Origin of the sequence: Bradyrhizobium genosp. SA-3 (assembly GCF_004212635.1) — a bacterium.
Classification (GTDB): Bacteria; Pseudomonadota; Alphaproteobacteria; order Rhizobiales; family Xanthobacteraceae; genus Bradyrhizobium.
Map to the genome: position 1 here is coordinate 1 of NZ_PSRT01000083.1, position 18,404 is coordinate 18,404.

Sequence of the window (18,404 nt, forward strand, 5' to 3'; positions counted from 1 at the left end):
GCCACAGCCGGCGCCTGCCGCGGTCGCGGCAGCCGCGCAGCCGAGTGCAAAGCCGTCAAAATCCCCTGCCCCGGCGGCGCTCGGTGCGGCAGACAGCGCGACCGATAAGCCGGCCGGCTCGGTCCAGATGCTGATGCTGGTGATCGGCGGCGCGCTGGCGCTCGCCGGAATCCTCGCCAGCCTCATCTACCGCTTCGCCGGCGCGCGCAGGCGCGTCCGCGTCCGCGTCCAGTCCGCCGACCGTCACGGCTATTGGGACGATTGGGAGCCACAGGACCAGAACGCAAGCCGCGCGCCGTGGCGCGATGCAACGCCGGCCGTTGCGCCGCGCGCGCAGCCGCCGCACCCGATCGACTTCGATACCGCACGTCCGCAAGCAGCAAAACAAGTGACAAAACTTGCCGCGATCGGCCGCGAGATCGATCTGATCGACGCGCGCAAGCGGCGCGCTGCGGTCCCTGCCGCAGAACCCGACGAGATCAAGCCGGCCGAGGTCGAGATCAAGTTGTTCGATCGGGCTGCTGCGCCCAAGCTAGTCACCAACGAGATTGGCGAGGATCGCGATGAGGCGCCGGCAGGCCGCGACCAGGATGCGGTCGACGTGGATGTCATCACGACCATGCTGGAACAGCTGGCGAAGGAAGGGCCGCGCCTGTCGCGGCCTAACCTTGAAGCTGACCTTGCAAAGTTCGCACGAAGCCTACGAGGCCAATCCGCCGCTCGCGCTTGAGGCGTTCGGCCTTCAGGATCGACTGCACCTCAGCGAAGGCCTGGTCGACGTCGTGGTTGATGACGATGTAGTCGTACTCGGCCCAGTGGCTCATCTCGTGGCTGGCGCGGCTCATCCGCTTGCGGATAACCGCGTCGGAATCCTGTGCGCGCGAGTGCAGGCGCTTTTCGAGATCGGCCGCCGAGGGCGGCAGGATGAAGACGCTGACGACGTCGGCGCGCGCCTTTTCGCGTAGCTGCTGCGTGCCCTGCCAGTCGATGTCGAACAGCACGTCCTGCCCCGCCGACAGCGCCGCCTCGACCGGGCCGCGTGGCGTGCCGTAACTATTGTCGAAGACTGTCGCCCATTCCAGGAGCTCGCCGGCCTTCACCATCGCTTCGAACGTTGGCTTGTCGACGAACGAATAATCCTTGCCGTTGACCTCGCCCGGCCGCATCGCGCGCGTGGTCGCCGAGACCGACATTTTCAAGCCGGGCATTCGCTCGATCAGGAGACGCGACAGCGTCGTCTTGCCCGCGCCCGAGGGCGAAGACAAAACGAACATCAATCCGCGGCGCTCGACACCGTCAGTTCCGTGACCGCCCGTCGTCATCGATCACTCCAGATTTTGGACCTGCTCGCGGAACTGCTCGACCACGTTTTTCATGGCGAGTCCCGTATTGGTGAGCTCGATGTCGTTCGACTTCGAGCAGCAGGTGTTGACCTCGCGGTGAAACTCCTGCGCCAGGAAATCGAGCTTGCGGCCGATCGGCCCGCCCTTGCCGATCAGCTCACGCGCCTGCGCGATGTGCGAGGCGATGCGGTCGAGCTCCTCGCGGATGTCGGCCTTGGTTGCGATCAGGATCGCCTCCTGCATCAGGCGATCGGCATCGAAACGATCGGAGGTGTCGAGCAGGCTGGCGATCTGCTCAGTGAGCTTCGCCTTGATCGCCTCCGGTTTGCGGCCGGGCGCAGCCTCGGCTTTCTTCGCCAGTTGCTCGATCTCGTCGACCCGCTGGGTCAGGATCTGCCCCAGCGAGGTGCCCTCGCGCTTGCGCATCTCGACGAGATCGGCGAGCGCTTTGTCGAAGGCCCCGGCCGCGGCGGCGCGCGCGGCCTTGTCCTCTTCCTCGTCGCCGTCGGGCTCGGCGACCTCGACGACGCCCTTGATGGCGAGCAGGCCATCGATGCTCGGCGCGACCGCGTCGACCTTGCCGGAGATCAGTGCGGCCGCCTTCAGCACGGCGTTGAGCACGTCCTCGTTGACGCGGACCGTGGCGGCGGCGTTGGTGCGCTTGACGCTGAGATTGGCGTAGACGGTGCCGCGCGCGAGCAACTCACCGGCGCGCTTCTTGGCGTGGGCCTCGAGCTCGTCGAATCCCTGCGGCAGCCGCACCCTGAGGTCAAAGCCCTTGGCATTGACCGACTTCAATTCCCATTCGAACGTGTACGGCCCGCTCGCGCCGTGGCTTCGGGCAAAGCCGGTCATGGACGACAGCGCCATCGGTTGAAATTCTCCAGAAACGCGGGATTCGCGAGGCCATCAAGCCACGCGAATCTTAAGACTATTTTGCCGGAAAGTGGAATCCGCAATGTCCGCGGGCAGGTCTGCGCCAACCTAGCGCTGGACCACCGGCGGCGAGGACTGCACCGCGCCCTGCCGGGCCGGCGCGGGACCAGCGGGCCGTGATGGTTGCTTTTTCTGCTGGTTGGGCGCGCCGGCGTGGTCGCGGTCGGCGGATCGGTGGTGGCCGGCGCAGCAGCAGCCGGCGGCTGCGCGTCCTCGGCCGGCTCGACCGTGTCGTTCTGGATCTGCTTCTCCATCGCGCGGAGTTTCGCAACGTTCTTCTGGTGCGCGTCGTAGGTCTCGGTGAAGGCGTGCCCGCCGGTGCCGTCGGCGACGAAATAGAGATCGCGGGTGCGGGCCGGGTTGGCGGCGGCCTCGAGCGAGGCGCGGCCCGGATTCGAGATCGGCCCCGGCGGCAGGCCTTCGATCACATAGGTGTTGTAGGGCGATGGCTGCGTGATCTCGCTGCGCTTGATCGGACGGCCCAGCGTGCCCTTGCCGCCGACGAGGCCATAGATGATCGTGGGATCGGACTGCAGCTTGATCCGTTGCTTCAGGCGGTTGACGAACACGGCAGCGACGCGGCTGCGCTCGTCCGGCTTGCCGGTCTCCTTTTCGACGATGGACGCCAGCGTCACCAGCTGCTCCGGCGTCTTCACCGGAATGTCCTGGCTGCGGCGCTCCCAGATCTCGGCCAGCACGCGCTTGTGCACCTGCTGCATGCGCTGGATCACCTGCTCGCGCGTGGTACCACGCGGGAACTTGTAGGTCTCCGGCAACAACGTGCCCTCGCGCGGCAGCTCGCGCACGCTGCCGGTGAAGATGTCGTTGTCGGACAGCCGCGCCACGATCTGCTCGGAGGTCAGGCCTTCCGGGATCGTGACGGCATGCTGCACCACCTTGCCCTCGACGATGGTGGCGATGACGTCGCGCAAGGAGGCGTTCTTCTGGAACGAATACTCGCCGGGCTTGAGGTCCGAACTCGCCTTCAGCGCGGCGACGCTGGCGATGAACACCCACGGATTGATGTCGGTGACGCCTTCCCGGTTCAACGTCTCGGCGATGTCGCGCTTGCCCGCGCGCTGCGGGATGTTGACGATCTTGTCTTCCCTAAGCGGCCCGGGTGCTTCCAACACCTGCCGGCCGTAATAATAGACCCCGCCGGCGCCGAGCATGGCAATCAACACCAGGGTGATGATGGCGTTGCCGACCACCACGAAGGGATTGCGCGCGCGTTCCGATCGCTTCGGCGGCGGCGGGACCTGCTCGGGCTCGAGCGCTGCCCGCGGACTCCGGGGCGAAATGGGCGGCCTTTCACTCATCGAAGCAACCTGAATCCTGCCGGTTCAATCGCGGCCTGACAATCACCTTGCCGAGCCAAATGCACGCGCCCACTTCTATGACTATCGCCGAATACGGCAAAACGGTGGATTCGTCTCAAACGCAAACTAACTGGCCAAACGCCGGACGATCACCGACGCATTGGTGCCGCCAAAACCAAAAGAGTTCGACAATGCGACGTTGACCTCACGCTTCTTCGCCTTGTGCGGCACGAGATCGATCGCGGTCTCGACCGACGGATTGTCCAGGTTAATGGTGGGCGGCACGACATTATCGCGAATCGCGAGAATGGCGAAGATCGCCTCGATCGCACCGGCCGCGCCGAGGAGATGACCGGTCGACGACTTGGTCGAGGACATCGCGACCTTGGAAGCGGCATTGCCCAGCAGGCGCTCCACCGCACCAAGCTCGATCTCGTCGCCGAGCGGTGTCGAGGTGCCGTGCGCATTGATGTAGTCGAGATCGGATGCCGTGAGACCGGCGCGCTTGAGGGCTGCCGACATGCTACGGAAGCCGCCATCGCCATCGGGCGACGGTGAGGTGATGTGATAAGCATCGCCGGAGAGGCCGTAGCCGATCACCTCGGCGTAGATCTTCGCGCCACGGCGCCTGGCGTGCTCGAGCTCCTCGAGCACTAGGACGCCGGCGCCCTCGCCCATCACGAAGCCGTCGCGGTCCTTGTCATAGGGACGCGAAGCCTTCTCGGGCGTCTCGTTGAAACCAGTCGATAGCGCGCGCGCGGCATTGAAGCCGGCAATGCCGATGCGGCAGATCGGCGATTCCGCGCCGCCGGCAACCATGACGTCGGCGTCGCCGAGCGCGATCAGGCGGGCGGCATCGCCGACCGCATGCGCGCCGGTCGAGCAGGCCGTGACCACCGAATGGTTCGGTCCCTTCAGCCCGTGCGCGATCGAGACATAGCCGGAGGCGAGATTGATCAGGCGTCCCGGAATGAAGAACGGCGACACTCGGCGCGGTCCGCGCTCCTTGAGCAGGATCGCCGTATCGGCAATGCCGTTGAGGCCGCCGATGCCGGACCCGATCATGGTGCCGGTCGCGCACTTGTCCTCTTCAGTCTCGGGATGCCAGTTGGCGTCATCGAGCGCCTGACCGGCTGCGGCCATGCCGAAGATGATGAAGTCGTCGACCTTGCGCTGGTCTTTCGGCTCCATCCACTTGTCGGGATTGAAGGTGTCGTTGGTCCCGTCGCCGCGCACGACCGTGCAGGCGATCTTGGTCTGGAGATCGGAGACGTCGAAGCTCGCGATCCTGCGCGCACCGCTCTCGCCGTTGAGGATGCGTTTCCAGGTCGGTTCGACGCCACAGCCGAGTGGCGAGACCATGCCAAGACCCGTGACGACAACCCGCCTCATATCCGAAAACTCCGCATCGAAAGATTCACGGCCAATAACAAGAAACCGGCTGGCCGCTGCGAAGCGGCCCGTCCGGTTTCAATGTTGTCCCCGCGAAAATGAAGAGCCTTAGCTCTTCGCGTTCTTCTCGAGAAACTTCGTGGCATCGCCGACGGTGAGAATCGTTTCCGCAGCGTCGTCCGGAATCTCGCAACCGAATTCCTCTTCGAACGCCATCACCAGCTCGACGGTGTCCAGACTGTCGGCGCCGAGGTCATCGATGAAGCTCGCAGCGTCGACAACCTTCTCGGGTTCAACACCAAGGTGTTCGACCACGATCTTCTTAACCCGCTCGCCAATGTCACTCATTGCTTAACCTCGTGTTGTTCCCTGTAGACCCGACCCCCCGGGACGATACGAGCCGTCGTGGTCGTGTTACTTGCCTTCGCTTACGAACTTTGATTTGGCCCCATCCTAACCGATACAGGGCCCGGCGAACGACGGCCAAGGCTCCGCATCGCCAATATACAGGGTTTCAAAAACCTGCAATGGCGTTCTTTGCCCATCCGTTGAAGGTCCGGTTATCATACTTCAATTGCCTTGACTACAAGCCTCATTTCGCTCCGGAAACGGCCGTTTGCCGCATCCCGCGCCGCCCATGTGGGCAGTGCGGAATGAGGGCTTAGATCATAGCCATGCCGCCGTTGACGTGGATGGTCTGGCCGGTGACGTAGGCTGCTTCGTTCGAACTCAGGTACACGGCGGCCGCCGCGATGTCCTCGGGCGTGCCCAGACGGGCAGCCGGAACCTTGGTCAGAATCGTTTCGCGCTGCTTGTCATTGAGCGCATCCGTCATCGGCGTCTTGATGAAGCCTGGCGCGATGCAATTGGCGGTCACGCCGCGCTTGGCGTATTCGGCACCGAGCGTCTTGATCATGCCGATCAGGCCCGCCTTCGAGGCGGTGTAGTTGCCCTGTCCGGGATTGCCGGTGACGCCGACCACCGAGGTGATGGCGATGATGCGGCCGAAGCGCTTGCGCATCATGAGCTTGGTGGCGGCGCGTGCCAGGCGGAAGGTCGCGGTCAGATTGACGTTGATGACCTCCTCCCAATCCTCGTCACGGAGTTGCACGAAGAGATTGTCGCGGGTGATTCCGGCATTGGCGATGAGGATGTCGACCTGTCCCATCGCGGCTTCCGCAGCGGGCACCAGCGCTTCGACCTCATCGGCCTTGGAGAGATTGCAGGGCAGCACAAAGGCGCGCTCGCCGAGCTTGCCGGCAAGCTCATCCAGCACTTCCTTGCGCGTTCCGGAAATTGCAACGGTAGCGCCCTGCGCGTGCAGCGCCTGCGCAATCGCGCCGCCGATGCCGCCGGTCGCGCCGGTGACGAGCGCCTTCCTGCCAGTCAGATCGAACATCGATAACTCCCTCAACCCTGCTTCGCGGCGGCCAAGGCATCCTTGGCGGCGGCAATGTCGTTGGGACCGCCGACAGCAATGCCGACGGCACCGTCCGCAATGCGCTTGACGAGACCGGTCAGCACCTTGCCGGCACCGATCTCGAAGAAGCGGGTGACGCCCTGCCCTGCCATATAGGCGACCGATTCACGCCAGCGTACCGTGCCGGTGACCTGCTCGACCAGGCGGCGGCGGATCTCATCGGGGTCGCTAATGGCGCTCGCCAGCACGTTCGGCACCAGCGGCGCGGCCGGCGTCTTGATCGTGACCTTCGAGAGCGCCTCCGCCATGGCATCGGCGGCCGGCTGCATCAGCTTGCAATGGAACGGCGCGGACACCGGCAGCAGCATCGCGCGCTTGGCGCCCTTGGTTTTGGCGATCTCGACGGCGCGATCGACCGCCGCCTTGTCGCCGGAGACCACTACCTGCCCGCCGCCATTGTCGTTGGCGGCCTGGCAGACCTGCCCCTGCGCCGCCTCATGGGCGACCTCCATGGCGGCCTCGTAGTCGAGGCCAAGCAGCGCGGCCATCGCACCGGCGCCGACCGGGACGGCTTTTTGCATTGCGAGACCGCGGGTGCGAAGCAGTCGTGCGGTATCGGAGATGGTCAGGCTGCCGGCCGCAGCCAGCGCCGAATATTCACCAAGCGAGTGGCCAGCGACGAAGGCCGCGTCCCGCCCGACGGAAAAACCGGCTTCGCTCTCCAGCACTCGCAGGGTGGCGACCGAGACCGCCATCAGCGCCGGCTGGGCGTTTTCGGTGAGCTGGAGGGTCTCGGCCGGACCATCCCATATGGTCGCCGTCAATTTCTCCCCGAGTGCGGCATCGACCTCGTCGAACACGGCGCGCGCCACCGAAAAGGCGTCGGCCAGGGCCTTGCCCATGCCAACCGCCTGGGACCCCTGCCCCGGAAATGTGAATGCTGCCGTCATCGGCGCTCCCTGCTTGTCGGGCTTGATCCTCACGAGAACCGGCAGCCGATTACGCGCGGCCTTAGGCCAAGGTTCCGGATCATGCTCCAAAGGGGGCCGTAGACACTGTCCGGGGTCGGACTGTCAAGCCAAGATGGGAACCCCGGCCGGCATTCAACCGGGGATGTGGCTTCCTAAAATCCGCCGGCCGTCTGGTTGGCATCGACCTCTGCCCCCGCCCGCGCGCGGCGCGCGCTGTTGACCAGTTGCCCCGGCCGATCGTCCCGGTTCGGCTTCGCGGTGGCGAGCCGCAGCACCGCGGCGTAGCCCGGCTGCACCTCCATACGGCCGGCATGCCGGCTGGCGCTCAGCAGGCGATGCACCTTCCGCAAATTGTAGCAGGGCACGTAGAACAAGAGGTGATGCTCGAGGTGATAGTTCACATAGTACGGCGCGATGAACAGGCGCTCGAGAAAATTGGCATGCGTGGTGCGGGTGTTGCGCAAGGGGTCATTGCTGTCAGGGACGACCGCGTGCTCGGCAATGTTGCGGATACGGGTAATGACCATCATCCAGGTCAGCAGTGGCACCAACCATAGCAACGGATAGGCCCACCACACGCCGGCCGCCGCGAGCGCCGCAAACATGATCGCATTAACCACACATTGCGGGCCGAGCTTCTCCCAGAAATGCGCCGCACGCTGCCGCCATGGCCAGTCGTTCGGGCCGAGCGCGTTGAGCAATTGCGCCTTGCGCTGCTGGTAGCCGGTTTGTCCGGTGATGTCGCGAATGAACTTGCGGCGATAGCTCAGCTTGGTGATCGGAAACGGCGCCGATAGCACGAGATCGGGATCGTCTTCCTGTTGGGTGCGCGCGTGATGCTGCAAGTGATAGCGCCGGTAGCTCCGCGTCTCCGCAAACAACGGATAGGCACAGAACCACTGGCTCAGCGCCAGATTGGTTTTCTCGTCGGCGGAGAGGCAGCCATGCGCACCGTCATGCATGAGGATGGCGAGCCCAAGCTGGCGCGAGCCGATGATGGCGACGGCGAGAATGTATGTCAGCGGATTGGGCCACCACGCGACCAGAGCGATCGCGCCTACGATCAGCGCCCAGGCATGCACGATCAGTGCGACGCCTTTCCACGTCACGCGCTGGCGCACGTCGGCCAATTGTTCGTCAGTCAGGAAATCGCGGGCACGCATGCGAAGCGCGGTCATGGCCTAACTCTCCCCATCCGAAGTGGTCGATGCGTCGTGCTGCTCGACGAGACGCAGGCGCGCCGCGTCGCCGGTGGATTTCGCCTGCTCACCGAGCACGCGCAGCATCTCGGCGCAGAGCTGCTCGGGCGAACGGCCCATGGCGTAGCCTTCGAGGATGACGCCGATGGCGACGGCCCAGAACCGCCGCGAGCTTTCGTCGGGCGCGCGCAGGGAGCGCCAGCCATGCCGCGCGACCTGGCTCGCATAGGCCCGCGCGCCTTCGCTGTGCAGGCGCTCGATGGTGCGCTCGACCAGTGGCGCGAGATCCTGGCGCCGCCGGGTCAGTGTCAGGGCTTCGGCGAAGAAGGCGACCGAATCGCTCGCCGTGACCGTCTCGGCCAGCGCGCGCGTGTATTCCTGCGGCGTGCGCGACTTCAGCGCCGCCTGCTCCGTCGCGCGGGCCAGGTACAGCAGCTCGCGGCAGGCGCATTCGACGAACAGCGCCTCCTTGGTGCGGAAGTAATAGGTGATCTGGCTCGGGAACGCGTCCGCCGCGGCCGCGATGTCGGTGATCGCCGTGCCCGAAAGTCCCCGCTCCCGGAACAGCGGGCTCGCGGCATCCAGCAGCAGCGACCGCATCTTGCGGCCGGCCGAGCGCGTGGCGCGCGCGGCATGCTTGGGGTCGCTGGCGCCCGGTTCGAACGGAGCATGGGCAGAATTGTCTACCATTGGATCCTCCCGTTGTTTTCTTTGTATGCTATACAAACAAATAAATCAAGCCGGTAAGATTTGAGGGTGGTGACCACCGCCTACGGGCGGTCCAGATCGAGACTTGGCCCCAAACCTTGCAAAGCCGGCCAAAATCCGTATAAGGCGCGCATCCGCAGACCCCGGCCGGGAGCTGAACGGACGGTCTCAGCAAATCATTCGTGATTTTGGTGTGGCAGGGCCAGTCGGCCCGTCGTCCCGTGTTTCCGCCTTCTGAGCTTGATCCCAGAGTCCTTTCCGAAGGTCTCTTAAGGGCTTGACGCCGGGCGATGCGCCAACATGAGGAAAGGACTTCCATGCCTCTTTACGAGCATGTTTTTCTCGCGCGTCAGGACGCGAGCCCGCAGCAGGTCGAAGAGCTGACTGCGCAGATGACCGGTATCGTCGAGGGTCTCGGCGGCAAGGTCACCAAGACCGAGAATTGGGGCGTTCGCTCCCTCACCTACCGCATGAACAAGAACCGCAAGGCGCACTTCGTGCTGCTCAACATCGACGCACCGTCCGCGGCGATCGCCGAGATCGAGCGCCAGGAGCGCATCAGCGAAGACGTGATCCGCTATCTCAGCGTCCGCGTCGAGGAGCTCGAGGAAGGCCCGTCCGCGATGATGCGCAAGGCCGATCGTGATCGCGAGCGTGACGACCGCGGCGGTGGCTTCCGCGGCGAGCGTGAAGGCGGCTTCCGTGGTGACCGCGAGGGCGGCTTCCGTGGTGACCGCGGCCCGCGCCGCCCGCGCGAAGAAGCTGAAACCACGACGGATGGGGAGTAAGATCAATGGCTGAAGCTGGTGCACGCCGTCCGTTTTTCCGTCGTCGCAAGAGCTGCCCGTTCACGGGCGCCAATGCTCCCAAGATCGACTACAAGGACTCCAAGCTCCTGATGCGTTACGTTTCCGAGCGCGGCAAGATCGTGCCGAGCCGCATCACCGCGGTGTCCGCGAAGAAGCAGCGTGAGCTCGCCCGCGCCATCAAGCGCGCGCGGTTCCTGGGTCTGTTGCCCTACGTCATTCGCTGATACGACCAATTCGACCGGCGGCCGTTGAGCCGCCGGTCGTAAACTCATCTGAACGCATAAGGCTTCCGGGTCGTCCGGTCGCCGATGGTTGGGGCGAACGATGCCTCTAACCGCTCGTTTGAGCCACAAGAATTTTCATCAATAAAATCAAGACTTCTGCTGCCGCTGGTTCACGTTGCGTACTGGCTTTTTCGTCCCGTTTCTGCTACGAAACTGCTACGGGCTGAGGCCTCCTTCCTCCACGCTCGCCCAGCCTGTTGTCAGATTGGGGGCCGCGCCGGTTACCTCCCACCGAACGGGGTTCTCCACGCCTTTCCGCACGCACCCCTGTGAGTCTCCAGGCCTCCTCGCACGGTCCAGGGCCAAAATCTTCACGGTTGCTAGAGCTACCCCACGCAATTGCCGCGAGCGATTGTCCTATTACAGTGGGGCCTCTGCCACGGAGACGGAACAGGATGCAGGACCCGTCTATCAATAAACTATGCCGCCTCCTGACGCTGAGGACTGAAATGATTCGGCTGTTAAGGGGACGTGACTGTCCACGGAGCATTGCTTGGCACAAGGGGCGGCCTTGCGCCGAGTTGCGACGGCAGGCGATGATCGACAGTTGCACGAAAGCGATTCGCTACTGTTGACGACGCCGGACGGCTCATGATCTGACCGTTCGCGCATACGCGTTTGCAGTCATGTTGTTACATCTGCTCGCCAGCTTTCCGTCGGTGGGGGACCTATGGGAATTGAGGGGTGGTCGCAGTACAGACTGCTGTGAATGGCGTGATTCATCCTTCTGGCTTCCCGGTCGTGCTCCGGCAGCTATCGAGCCTGGACCATCGCAAAACCTTCAGCCACGTCTACTCCTTCACCGCGACAACCACAGCAACCGACCGTCCATGCTCTCATTTTCACATTTCACTCCGGGCCGTCGGATACCTCAAGCAGATCTAAAACAGAGTGAGTTGCCGCGATGGCGATGATCGCACCTGAACGCCAACTAGAAGAGTCGCTTGTCACGAAGCTGCGGGATCTCAAGTATGAGTATCGCCCCGATATCCGTGATCGAACCTCGCTTGAGGCAAACTTCAGGACGAAGTTCGAAGCCTTGAATCGTGTCACGCTTACCGACGGCGAGTTCCAGCGTCTCCTGGACGAGATCGTCACACCGGATGTATTCGGAGCCGCCCGAACCCTCCGGAACCGGGAAGCGTTCATCCGCGACGACGGCACGCCGCTCAACTACACCCTCGTCAACATCAAGGACTGGTGCAAGAACGCCTTTGAGGTCGTCAACCAACTCCGCATCAATACCGACAACAGCCATCACCGGTACGACGTCATACTCCTGATCAACGGAGTCCCCGTCGTTCAGATCGAGCTTAAGACGCTCGGAATCAGCCCTCGGCGGGCGATGGAGCAGATCGTCGACTACAAGAACGACCCCGGTAACGGATACACGAAGACGCTTCTCTGCTTCGTCCAGCTCTTCATCGTTAGCAACCGCACGGAGACATGGTACTTCGCAAACAATAACGCACGGCACTTCGCCTTCGACGCGGACGAGCGGTTCCTGCCGATCTACCAGTTCGCGGCCGAGGACAACTCGAAGATTGCTCACCTTGACGACTTTGCCGATCGGTTCCTCGCCAAGTGCACACTTGGCCAGATGATCAGCAAGTACATGGTCCTCATCGCAAGCGAACAGAAGCTCCTGATGATGCGCGCGTACCAGATCTACGCCGTCAAGGCCATCGTCGACTGCATCGATCAGAACTGCGGCAATGGATATATCTGGCACACGACCGGCTCGGGCAAGACGCTCACCTCCTTCAAGGCCTCAACGCTCCTCAAGACCAACGAGAGCATCCACAAGTGCCTCTTCGTCGTTGACCGCAAGGATCTCGACCGCCAGACCCGTGAAGAGTTCAATCGTTTCCAAGAGAACTGCGTCGAGGAAAATACCAACACCGCGGCGCTCGTGCGACGCCTAGAGTCCGACGATTACGCGGACAAGGTCATCGTCACGACCATCCAGAAGCTTGGGCTAGCCCTGGACGAGAACAGTAAGCACAACAAGCAGAACATCGCTCAGGGGCGGTCAACGTTTAAGCAGCGACTCGAGCAGATCCGAGATAAGCGGATGGTTTTCATCTTTGACGAATGCCATCGGTCGCAGTTCGGCGAGAACCACAAGGCCATTAAGAAGTTCTTCCCGAACTCCCAGCTCTTCGGCTTCACAGGCACCCCGATCTTCGAGGACAACGCCACCATTAAGCAGATCGAGGGAGACGTCGGTACCCTTCGAACCACCAAGGACCTCTTCCAGAAAGAGCTTCACGCCTACACAATTACTCACGCGATCGAGGATCGGAACGTCCTCCGCTTCCACGTCGATTACTACAAGCCCAAAGACGATCCCGGCCTCAAGCCCGGTCAGACGCTCACCAAGCAGGCGGTCGTCCAGGCCATCCTCGACAAGCACGACGCTGCGACCGGAGGTCGGCGCTTCAACGCGCTGCTGGCTACCGCCTCGATTAACGACGCCATCGAGTACTACGACGTCTTCAAGAAGCTCCAGGCCGAGCGCCAAGCCACCGACGCAGAGCGTGTCCCTCTAAAGATCGCCGCCGTCTTCTCTCCGCCTGCGGAGGGCAATAAGGACGTTCAGCAGATCCAAGAGGACCTCCCTCAGGAGAGGGAGGACAACCGGCACGATCCCGAGGGCAAGAAGACCGCGCTCAAGGCTATCATCGCCGACTACAACCGGCGGTATGGCACGAGCCACGACATCAACAACTTCGACCTCTACTACCAGGACATCCAGCAGCGCATAAAGGATCAGCAGTTCCCCAACCGCGACTTGACCCGCAAGGGCCAGGAAAAGATCGACATAACCATCGTCGTCGACATGCTCCTCACCGGCTTCGACGCCAAGTTCCTAAACACGCTCTACGTCGACAAAAACCTCAAGCACCACGGCCTGATCCAGGCCTTCTCCCGCACCAACCGCGTTCTCAACGCGACCAAGCCGTACGGCCATATCCTCGACTTCCGTAACCAGCAGGACAGCGTCGATTCGGCCATCGCTCTCTTCTCCGGTGCGCACGCTGACCGGGCTCGCGAGATCTGGCTAGTCGACAAGGCGCCCGTAGTCATCGGAAATTTCAAGGAGGCCGTCGCCGACCTGGGCAAGTTCATGCAGTCGCAGGGCCTCGAAGCCACGCCCGATCAGGTGACCAACCTTATGGGCGACGACGCCCGTGTCCAATTCATCAAGCGCTTCAAGGAGGTCCAGCGCCTCCAGACCCAGCTCGATCAGTACACCGACCTCACCGAAGAGCAGCGGGAGCAGATCGAGCAGGCCCTGCCCAATGACGACCTCCGCGCTTTCCGCGGCGTCTATCTCGAAACCGCTCAGCGTCTCAAGGAGCAGCAGCGCACCCCCGCTCTGGACGGCGAACGGGATAACCCCGAGGTCGACCAGCTTGACTTCGAGTTCGTCCTCTTTGCTTCCGCCGTGATCGACTACGACTACATCATGAAGCTGATCGCCAAGTACTCGGGTCAGGACCCGAAGAAGCTCACGATCAGCCGTGAGCAGCTCATCGGCCTGATCCAGTCCGACGCCAAGTTCCTCGACGAGCGGGAGGAGATCACCGAGTACGTCCGCTCACTCAAGGAGGGCGAAGGCCTCGACGAGGCCGCCATCCGCGCCGGCTACGAGCAGTTCAAGGCCGAGAAACAGGCAAAGGAGATCGAGGGCCTCGCCCAGGCCCACGGTCTGACGGCGGATTCGCTGGCGGCCTTCATCGACACCATCCTCCAGCGCATGATCTTCGACGGCGAGTGGCTCACCGACTTGATGGAGCCGCTTGGCCTCGGTTGGCGTGAACGCCGGGAGCGCGAACTCGCCCTGATGCTAGACCTCGTCCCACTCCTGAGCAAACGGGCCCATGGCCGGGAAATCTCGGGCCTCAACGCCTACGAGCACGGGAGCGCACGATGACAGTCGACGTGTCAAATCTTCCTCAACCCAGGCTTCGCTTCCCTGAGTTTACCGGGCGACGGTTGCGTATCGTTCGACTTCGAGATGTCACGGCGGAGTCCAAGATTCGAAATGGTGACAAGCTCCCGCCAGCTTCGGTTATGGGAGTCAGTAAAGTGGACGGAATCGTCCCGATGGAGGAAGGGTTGGCCGCATCGGATATTTCCCGATACCGAGTCGTTCGCAAAAACTGGTTTGCCTACAACCCGATGCGCCTCAACATCGGCTCGATTGCGCGGTGGCACGGCAACAGCGATATTCTCGTCAGTCCAGACTATGTAGTTTTCCGATGTCTTGAGGAGTCGGACCAGAACTCACTCTCTGCGGATTATCTCGACCACTTCCGGCGCTCTGACCAATGGGACGCATTTGTTACTGAAGCTGGCGACGGTGGCGTCCGTGTACGAATTTACTACGACGACATCTCGCAACTGCGACTGAGTTTGCCGGATATTGCCGAGCAGCAGAAGATCGCCGACTGCCTTGGCTCGCTGGACGGCCTGATCGCGGCGGAGGGCCGGAAGCTCGAAGCGCTGCGGCAGCACAAACAAGGGCTGATGCAGCAGCTCTTCCCCCAGCCTGGCGAGACCGTGCCGCTTCTGGGGAATCAAAGCGACTGGGAGATGCTTGATCTTTCGGAGGTCGCCTTCTTCCAAGAAGGGCCGGGGATCATGGCCAAGGATTTCTACACAGAAGGAGTGCCGTTAGTCAGGCTGTCCTGCGTGGTTGGGACGACCGTCACGCTCGACGGATGCGACTATTTGAACCCTGACAAAGTAGTCCAAAAATGGGAGCACTTCCGGCTTGTTGTCGGTGATCTGCTCATTTCAACCAGTGCGTCCTTCGGCAGAGTGTCGATCGTTACGGAGGTTGCGGCCGGAGCGGTTTTCTACACCGGACTGGTGCGATTTCGCTCTAAGAGTAAGCGGTTGAGCAACGACTACTTAAAAGCCTATTTGGAGAGTCCAGACTTCCTGCGGCAAGCGGAGTCCCACGCAGTTGGAGGTGGCATCAAGCACTTCGGCCCAACTCACCTACGACAAATGCAGATCCAAGTTCCTCCGCTTCCTGAGCAGCGGCGAATCGCAGACTGCCTTTCGTGCTTGGACGCATGCATCGATGGGCAATCTCGGAGGTTGGATTCTCTCAAGCAGCACAAGAAGGGCCTGCAACAACAGCTCTTCCCGTCGCTTCAGGGCAATGAGTGATGAGCAATACGCCGAACATCCATCAGTACCAGAACTTGGCGACTCTCGCACGAAGGCTTCGTAGCGACGTCAACGATCTCCACTGTGTCTTGCTCTACGCTTATAACCGAACGGGGAAGACGCGTCTGTCGATGGAGTTTAAGGATCAAGGGAAGCGAAAAGCCCGAGGGAAGCCGGACACTCTCTACTTCAATGCGTATACCGAGGACCTCTTTGTCTGGCACAACGATCTTGATGGCGATACGGATCGGCACCTGAAGATCAACGAGAAATCGACATTCTTCAACGGTCTCACAGAACTTGCACTGGACGAGTCCATCGCGGGCTACTTGTCACGCTACGCCGATTTCGATTTTGACATCGATTACGAAAAGTGGGTGGTGACCTTTCGAAAGGGCGATAATGATCGGATCAAGATTTCCCGGGGCGAGGAGAAGATCTTCATCTGGTGCATGTTCATGGCGATCTGCGAGCGGGTCATTGATGGACACCGCTCGTACCAGTGGGTGAAGCATCTGTACATCGATGATCCCATCTCGTCGCTGGACGACAACAATGCCATCGCCATTGCCTGTGATCTGGCAGCACTTATCCGCAAAGCCGCGACCCGCCGAGGCACCAACGGGGAGCGAGATCCGCTCACAACTATATTCTCCTCTCACCACGCGCTGTTCTTCAACGTCATGTGCAACGAGCTTGGAAGGACGAAGGAAGACCAAGAGAAGGTAAAGATTAAGCGGTACTTTTTGCACCGACCAGACGCCGAGGGAGTGTTCACGCTAAGAGCTACTGGAGATACGCCTTACTTTCACCATGTAGCGACTCTCGCTGAGCTTCGGAGGTGTTTGCAGACAGGGACCCTATACACTTACCACTTCAATGCCCTACGCAGTATCTTGGAGAAGACGGCGAGTTTTCTCGGCCACGATGACCTTAGGGTCTGCTTGGCCGGGCTACAGGATGAAGCCCTCTACAACCGCGCACTGAACCTGCTGAGCCACGGCAGGTACGCTATCAACGAACCAGTTGAGATGGTGGACGACAACAAAGAGCTGTTTCGCAAAATTCTGAATGATGTTCTCGACCGTTTCCAGTTTGCACTTCCCAAGCTTGTTATTGAAGTCGCCCCGCAAAGAGCCAACTCATGACTGACCAAGACCAGAAGCAGCTCGGCAAAACGCTCTGGGCCATCGCCGATCAACTCCGCGGGGCGATGAACGCGGACGACTTTCGCGACTACATGCTCGCGTTTCTCTTTCTCCGGTACCTCTCGGACAACTACGAGCAGGCCGCGAAGAAGGAACTCGGGCGCGACTATCCTGACCCCAACGCCGTCGGTAACGGCGGGCGGTCCTCACTTTCTGTCTGGTACGAGCAGAACCCCAACGATGTGTTGGCCTTCGAGAAACAGATGCGGCTCAAGGCGCACTACGTCATCCGCCCCGAGCACCTCTGGGCCAGCATCGCCCACATGGCCCGCAAGCAGGACGACGAGCTGCTCAATACGCTCCAGGCCGGCTTCAAGTACATCGAGAACGAATCATTCCAGAGCACTTTCTCCGGACTCTTCTCGGAAATTAATCTTGGCTCTGACAAACTCGGTAAGACCTACGCGGATCGGAACTCGAAGCTCTGCACGATCATCACCAAGATAGCCGAGGGCCTCACGGAGTTCTCGACGGACAGCGACACCCTAGGCGACGCCTACGAGTATCTGATCGGGCAGTTCGCCGCGGGCTCGGGCAAAAAGGCCGGTGAGTTCTACACGCCACAGCGGATCTCGGACATCCTCTCCGCGATCGTCACGCTCGACAGCCAGGAGCCGAAGACCGGCAAACGGAAGCACCTGTCCAGCGTGATGGACTTCGCCTGCGGCTCGGGCTCCCTGCTGCTCAATGTGCGCAAGCGCATGGGGTCGCGCGGTATCGGCAAGATCCACGGGCAGGAGAAGAACATTACCACGTACAACCTCGCGCGGATGAACATGCTGCTGCACGGGGTGAAGGACGCGGAATTTGAGATTTACCACGGCGACACGCTGACGAACGACTGGGACATGCTCCGTGAGACGAACCCGGCGAAGAAGCCTTACTTCGATGCGATCGTCGCCAACCCGCCGTTCAGCTACCGCTGGGACCCGAACGAGGCGCAGGGTGAGGACGTGCGCTTCAAGAACTACGGATTGGCCCCGAAGTCAGCGGCGGACTTCGCCTTCCTGCTGCACGGGTTTCACTACCTCAAGGACGACGGCGTTATGGCCGTCATCCTGCCCCACGGCGTGCTATTCCGCGGCGGTGCGGAGGCGAAGATCCGCCGTAAGCTCCTCGACGACGGTCACATCGACACCGTCATCGGTCTGCCGGCGAACCTGTTCTACTCGACCGGCATCCCGGTTTGCGTTCTCGTCCTGAAGAAGTGCAAGAAGCCCGATGATGTCCTCTTCATCAATGCATCCGAGCATTTCGAGAGGGGCAAGCGACAGAACTACTTGTCGGACGGTCATATCGAGAAGATCATCGACACCTACCAGCAGCGTCCAGAGAGCATCGAGCGGTACGCCCGACGTGTAGGAATGGACGAGATCGAGGCCAACGACTTCAACCTGAACATCTCGCGCTATGTCAGCACAGCCGAGCAGGAGGTCGCGATCGATCTGTCGGCGACTCATAGAGAGTTGGTCGCGATCGAGAATCAAATTCGAGACTCAACGGCGAAGCACAACGCCTTTCTGAAGGAACTTGGACTATCTCCATTGCCATCATCAGATAAGTAATCGAGAGGGTCCTCGGCGAGATCGCGATCCCCACCTACCCGCCACCTGCCGAGGTGCGCGCCT

General features: G+C 61.7%; 14 protein-coding genes and 2 pseudogenes. 7 read left to right on the forward strand and 9 right to left on the reverse strand.

All coding sequences use genetic code 11. From position 1 onward, the window contains the following. A pseudogene (locus tag CWO91_RS43240) lies at nucleotides 1–730 on the forward strand (hypothetical protein); the annotation flags it as partial. Here CWO91_RS43240 and gmk read toward each other — a convergent pair. The 9 genes and pseudogenes from gmk to CWO91_RS26435 form a co-directional block, all read right to left on the reverse strand. After that, a complete protein-coding gene (gmk, locus tag CWO91_RS26395) occupies nucleotides 663–1,322 on the reverse strand; it encodes a guanylate kinase (RefSeq protein ID WP_130217639.1) in 660 nt (219 codons plus the stop codon). The pseudogene CWO91_RS43240 and the gene gmk overlap by 68 nt on opposite strands. A gap of 3 nt (nucleotides 1,323–1,325) precedes the next feature. After that, on the reverse strand, nucleotides 1,326–2,213 hold the full coding sequence (locus tag CWO91_RS26400) for a YicC/YloC family endoribonuclease (RefSeq protein ID WP_130217641.1): 888 nt from the start codon (nucleotides 2,211–2,213) through the stop codon (nucleotides 1,326–1,328). A gap of 114 nt (nucleotides 2,214–2,327) precedes the next feature. Next, nucleotides 2,328–3,598: pseudogene (gene mltG / locus CWO91_RS26405) on the reverse strand (endolytic transglycosylase MltG). Between the two features lie 126 nt (nucleotides 3,599–3,724). Further along, entirely contained in the window at nucleotides 3,725–4,990 is a 1,266-nt protein-coding gene (fabF, locus tag CWO91_RS26410; protein WP_130217643.1) for a beta-ketoacyl-ACP synthase II, read from the reverse strand. Nucleotides 4,991–5,098: 108 nt separating this feature from the next. Continuing rightward, nucleotides 5,099–5,338 carry an acyl carrier protein gene (locus CWO91_RS26415; protein ID WP_008130699.1) on the reverse strand — a complete coding sequence of 80 codons (240 nt, stop codon included), beginning with the start codon at nucleotides 5,336–5,338 and terminating at the stop codon, nucleotides 5,099–5,101. A gap of 313 nt (nucleotides 5,339–5,651) precedes the next feature. Next, nucleotides 5,652–6,389, reverse strand: coding sequence for a 3-oxoacyl-[acyl-carrier-protein] reductase (gene fabG, locus CWO91_RS26420; RefSeq protein ID WP_130217645.1), 738 nt, complete (start codon nucleotides 6,387–6,389; stop codon nucleotides 5,652–5,654). A gap of 11 nt (nucleotides 6,390–6,400) precedes the next feature. After that, a complete protein-coding gene (gene fabD / locus CWO91_RS26425) occupies nucleotides 6,401–7,360 on the reverse strand; it encodes an ACP S-malonyltransferase (RefSeq protein WP_130217647.1) in 960 nt (319 codons plus the stop codon). Between the two features lie 173 nt (nucleotides 7,361–7,533). Then, nucleotides 7,534–8,559 (reverse strand): fatty acid desaturase family protein, encoded by a 1,026-nt coding sequence (locus tag CWO91_RS26430; RefSeq protein WP_130217649.1) that lies wholly within the window; start codon nucleotides 8,557–8,559, stop codon nucleotides 7,534–7,536. A gap of 3 nt (nucleotides 8,560–8,562) precedes the next feature. Then, nucleotides 8,563–9,270 carry a TetR/AcrR family transcriptional regulator C-terminal domain-containing protein gene (locus tag CWO91_RS26435; RefSeq protein WP_130217651.1) on the reverse strand — a complete coding sequence of 236 codons (708 nt, stop codon included), beginning with the start codon at nucleotides 9,268–9,270 and terminating at the stop codon, nucleotides 8,563–8,565. 335 nt (nucleotides 9,271–9,605) lie between these two features. Between CWO91_RS26435 and rpsF the strand changes: the two genes are divergently transcribed. From rpsF to CWO91_RS26465, 6 genes are all read left to right on the forward strand, one after another. Further along, a complete protein-coding gene (gene rpsF, locus CWO91_RS26440) occupies nucleotides 9,606–10,076 on the forward strand; it encodes a 30S ribosomal protein S6 (RefSeq protein WP_128934277.1) in 471 nt (156 codons plus the stop codon). A gap of 5 nt (nucleotides 10,077–10,081) precedes the next feature. Beyond that, the gene (gene rpsR / locus CWO91_RS26445) at nucleotides 10,082–10,321 is read left to right on the forward strand and encodes a 30S ribosomal protein S18 (protein ID WP_007592020.1); all 240 of its coding nucleotides are present in this window, start codon (nucleotides 10,082–10,084) and stop codon (nucleotides 10,319–10,321) included. A gap of 964 nt (nucleotides 10,322–11,285) precedes the next feature. Further along, nucleotides 11,286–14,321, forward strand: coding sequence for a type I restriction endonuclease subunit R (locus CWO91_RS26450; RefSeq protein ID WP_245471368.1), 3,036 nt, complete (start codon nucleotides 11,286–11,288; stop codon nucleotides 14,319–14,321). Further along, nucleotides 14,318–15,568 carry a restriction endonuclease subunit S gene (locus CWO91_RS26455; protein WP_208753070.1) on the forward strand — a complete coding sequence of 417 codons (1,251 nt, stop codon included), beginning with the start codon at nucleotides 14,318–14,320 and terminating at the stop codon, nucleotides 15,566–15,568. The genes CWO91_RS26450 and CWO91_RS26455 overlap by 4 nt, the downstream gene beginning before the upstream one ends. Beyond that, a complete protein-coding gene (locus CWO91_RS26460; protein ID WP_130217653.1) occupies nucleotides 15,568–16,716 on the forward strand; it encodes an anticodon nuclease in 1,149 nt (382 codons plus the stop codon). The genes CWO91_RS26455 and CWO91_RS26460 overlap by 1 nt, the downstream gene beginning before the upstream one ends. Further along, nucleotides 16,713–18,341 (forward strand): type I restriction-modification system subunit M, encoded by a 1,629-nt coding sequence (locus CWO91_RS26465; RefSeq protein WP_130217655.1) that lies wholly within the window; start codon nucleotides 16,713–16,715, stop codon nucleotides 18,339–18,341. Before CWO91_RS26460 ends, CWO91_RS26465 begins: the two co-directional genes overlap by 4 nt. Nucleotides 18,342–18,404: the final 63 nt, after the last annotated feature.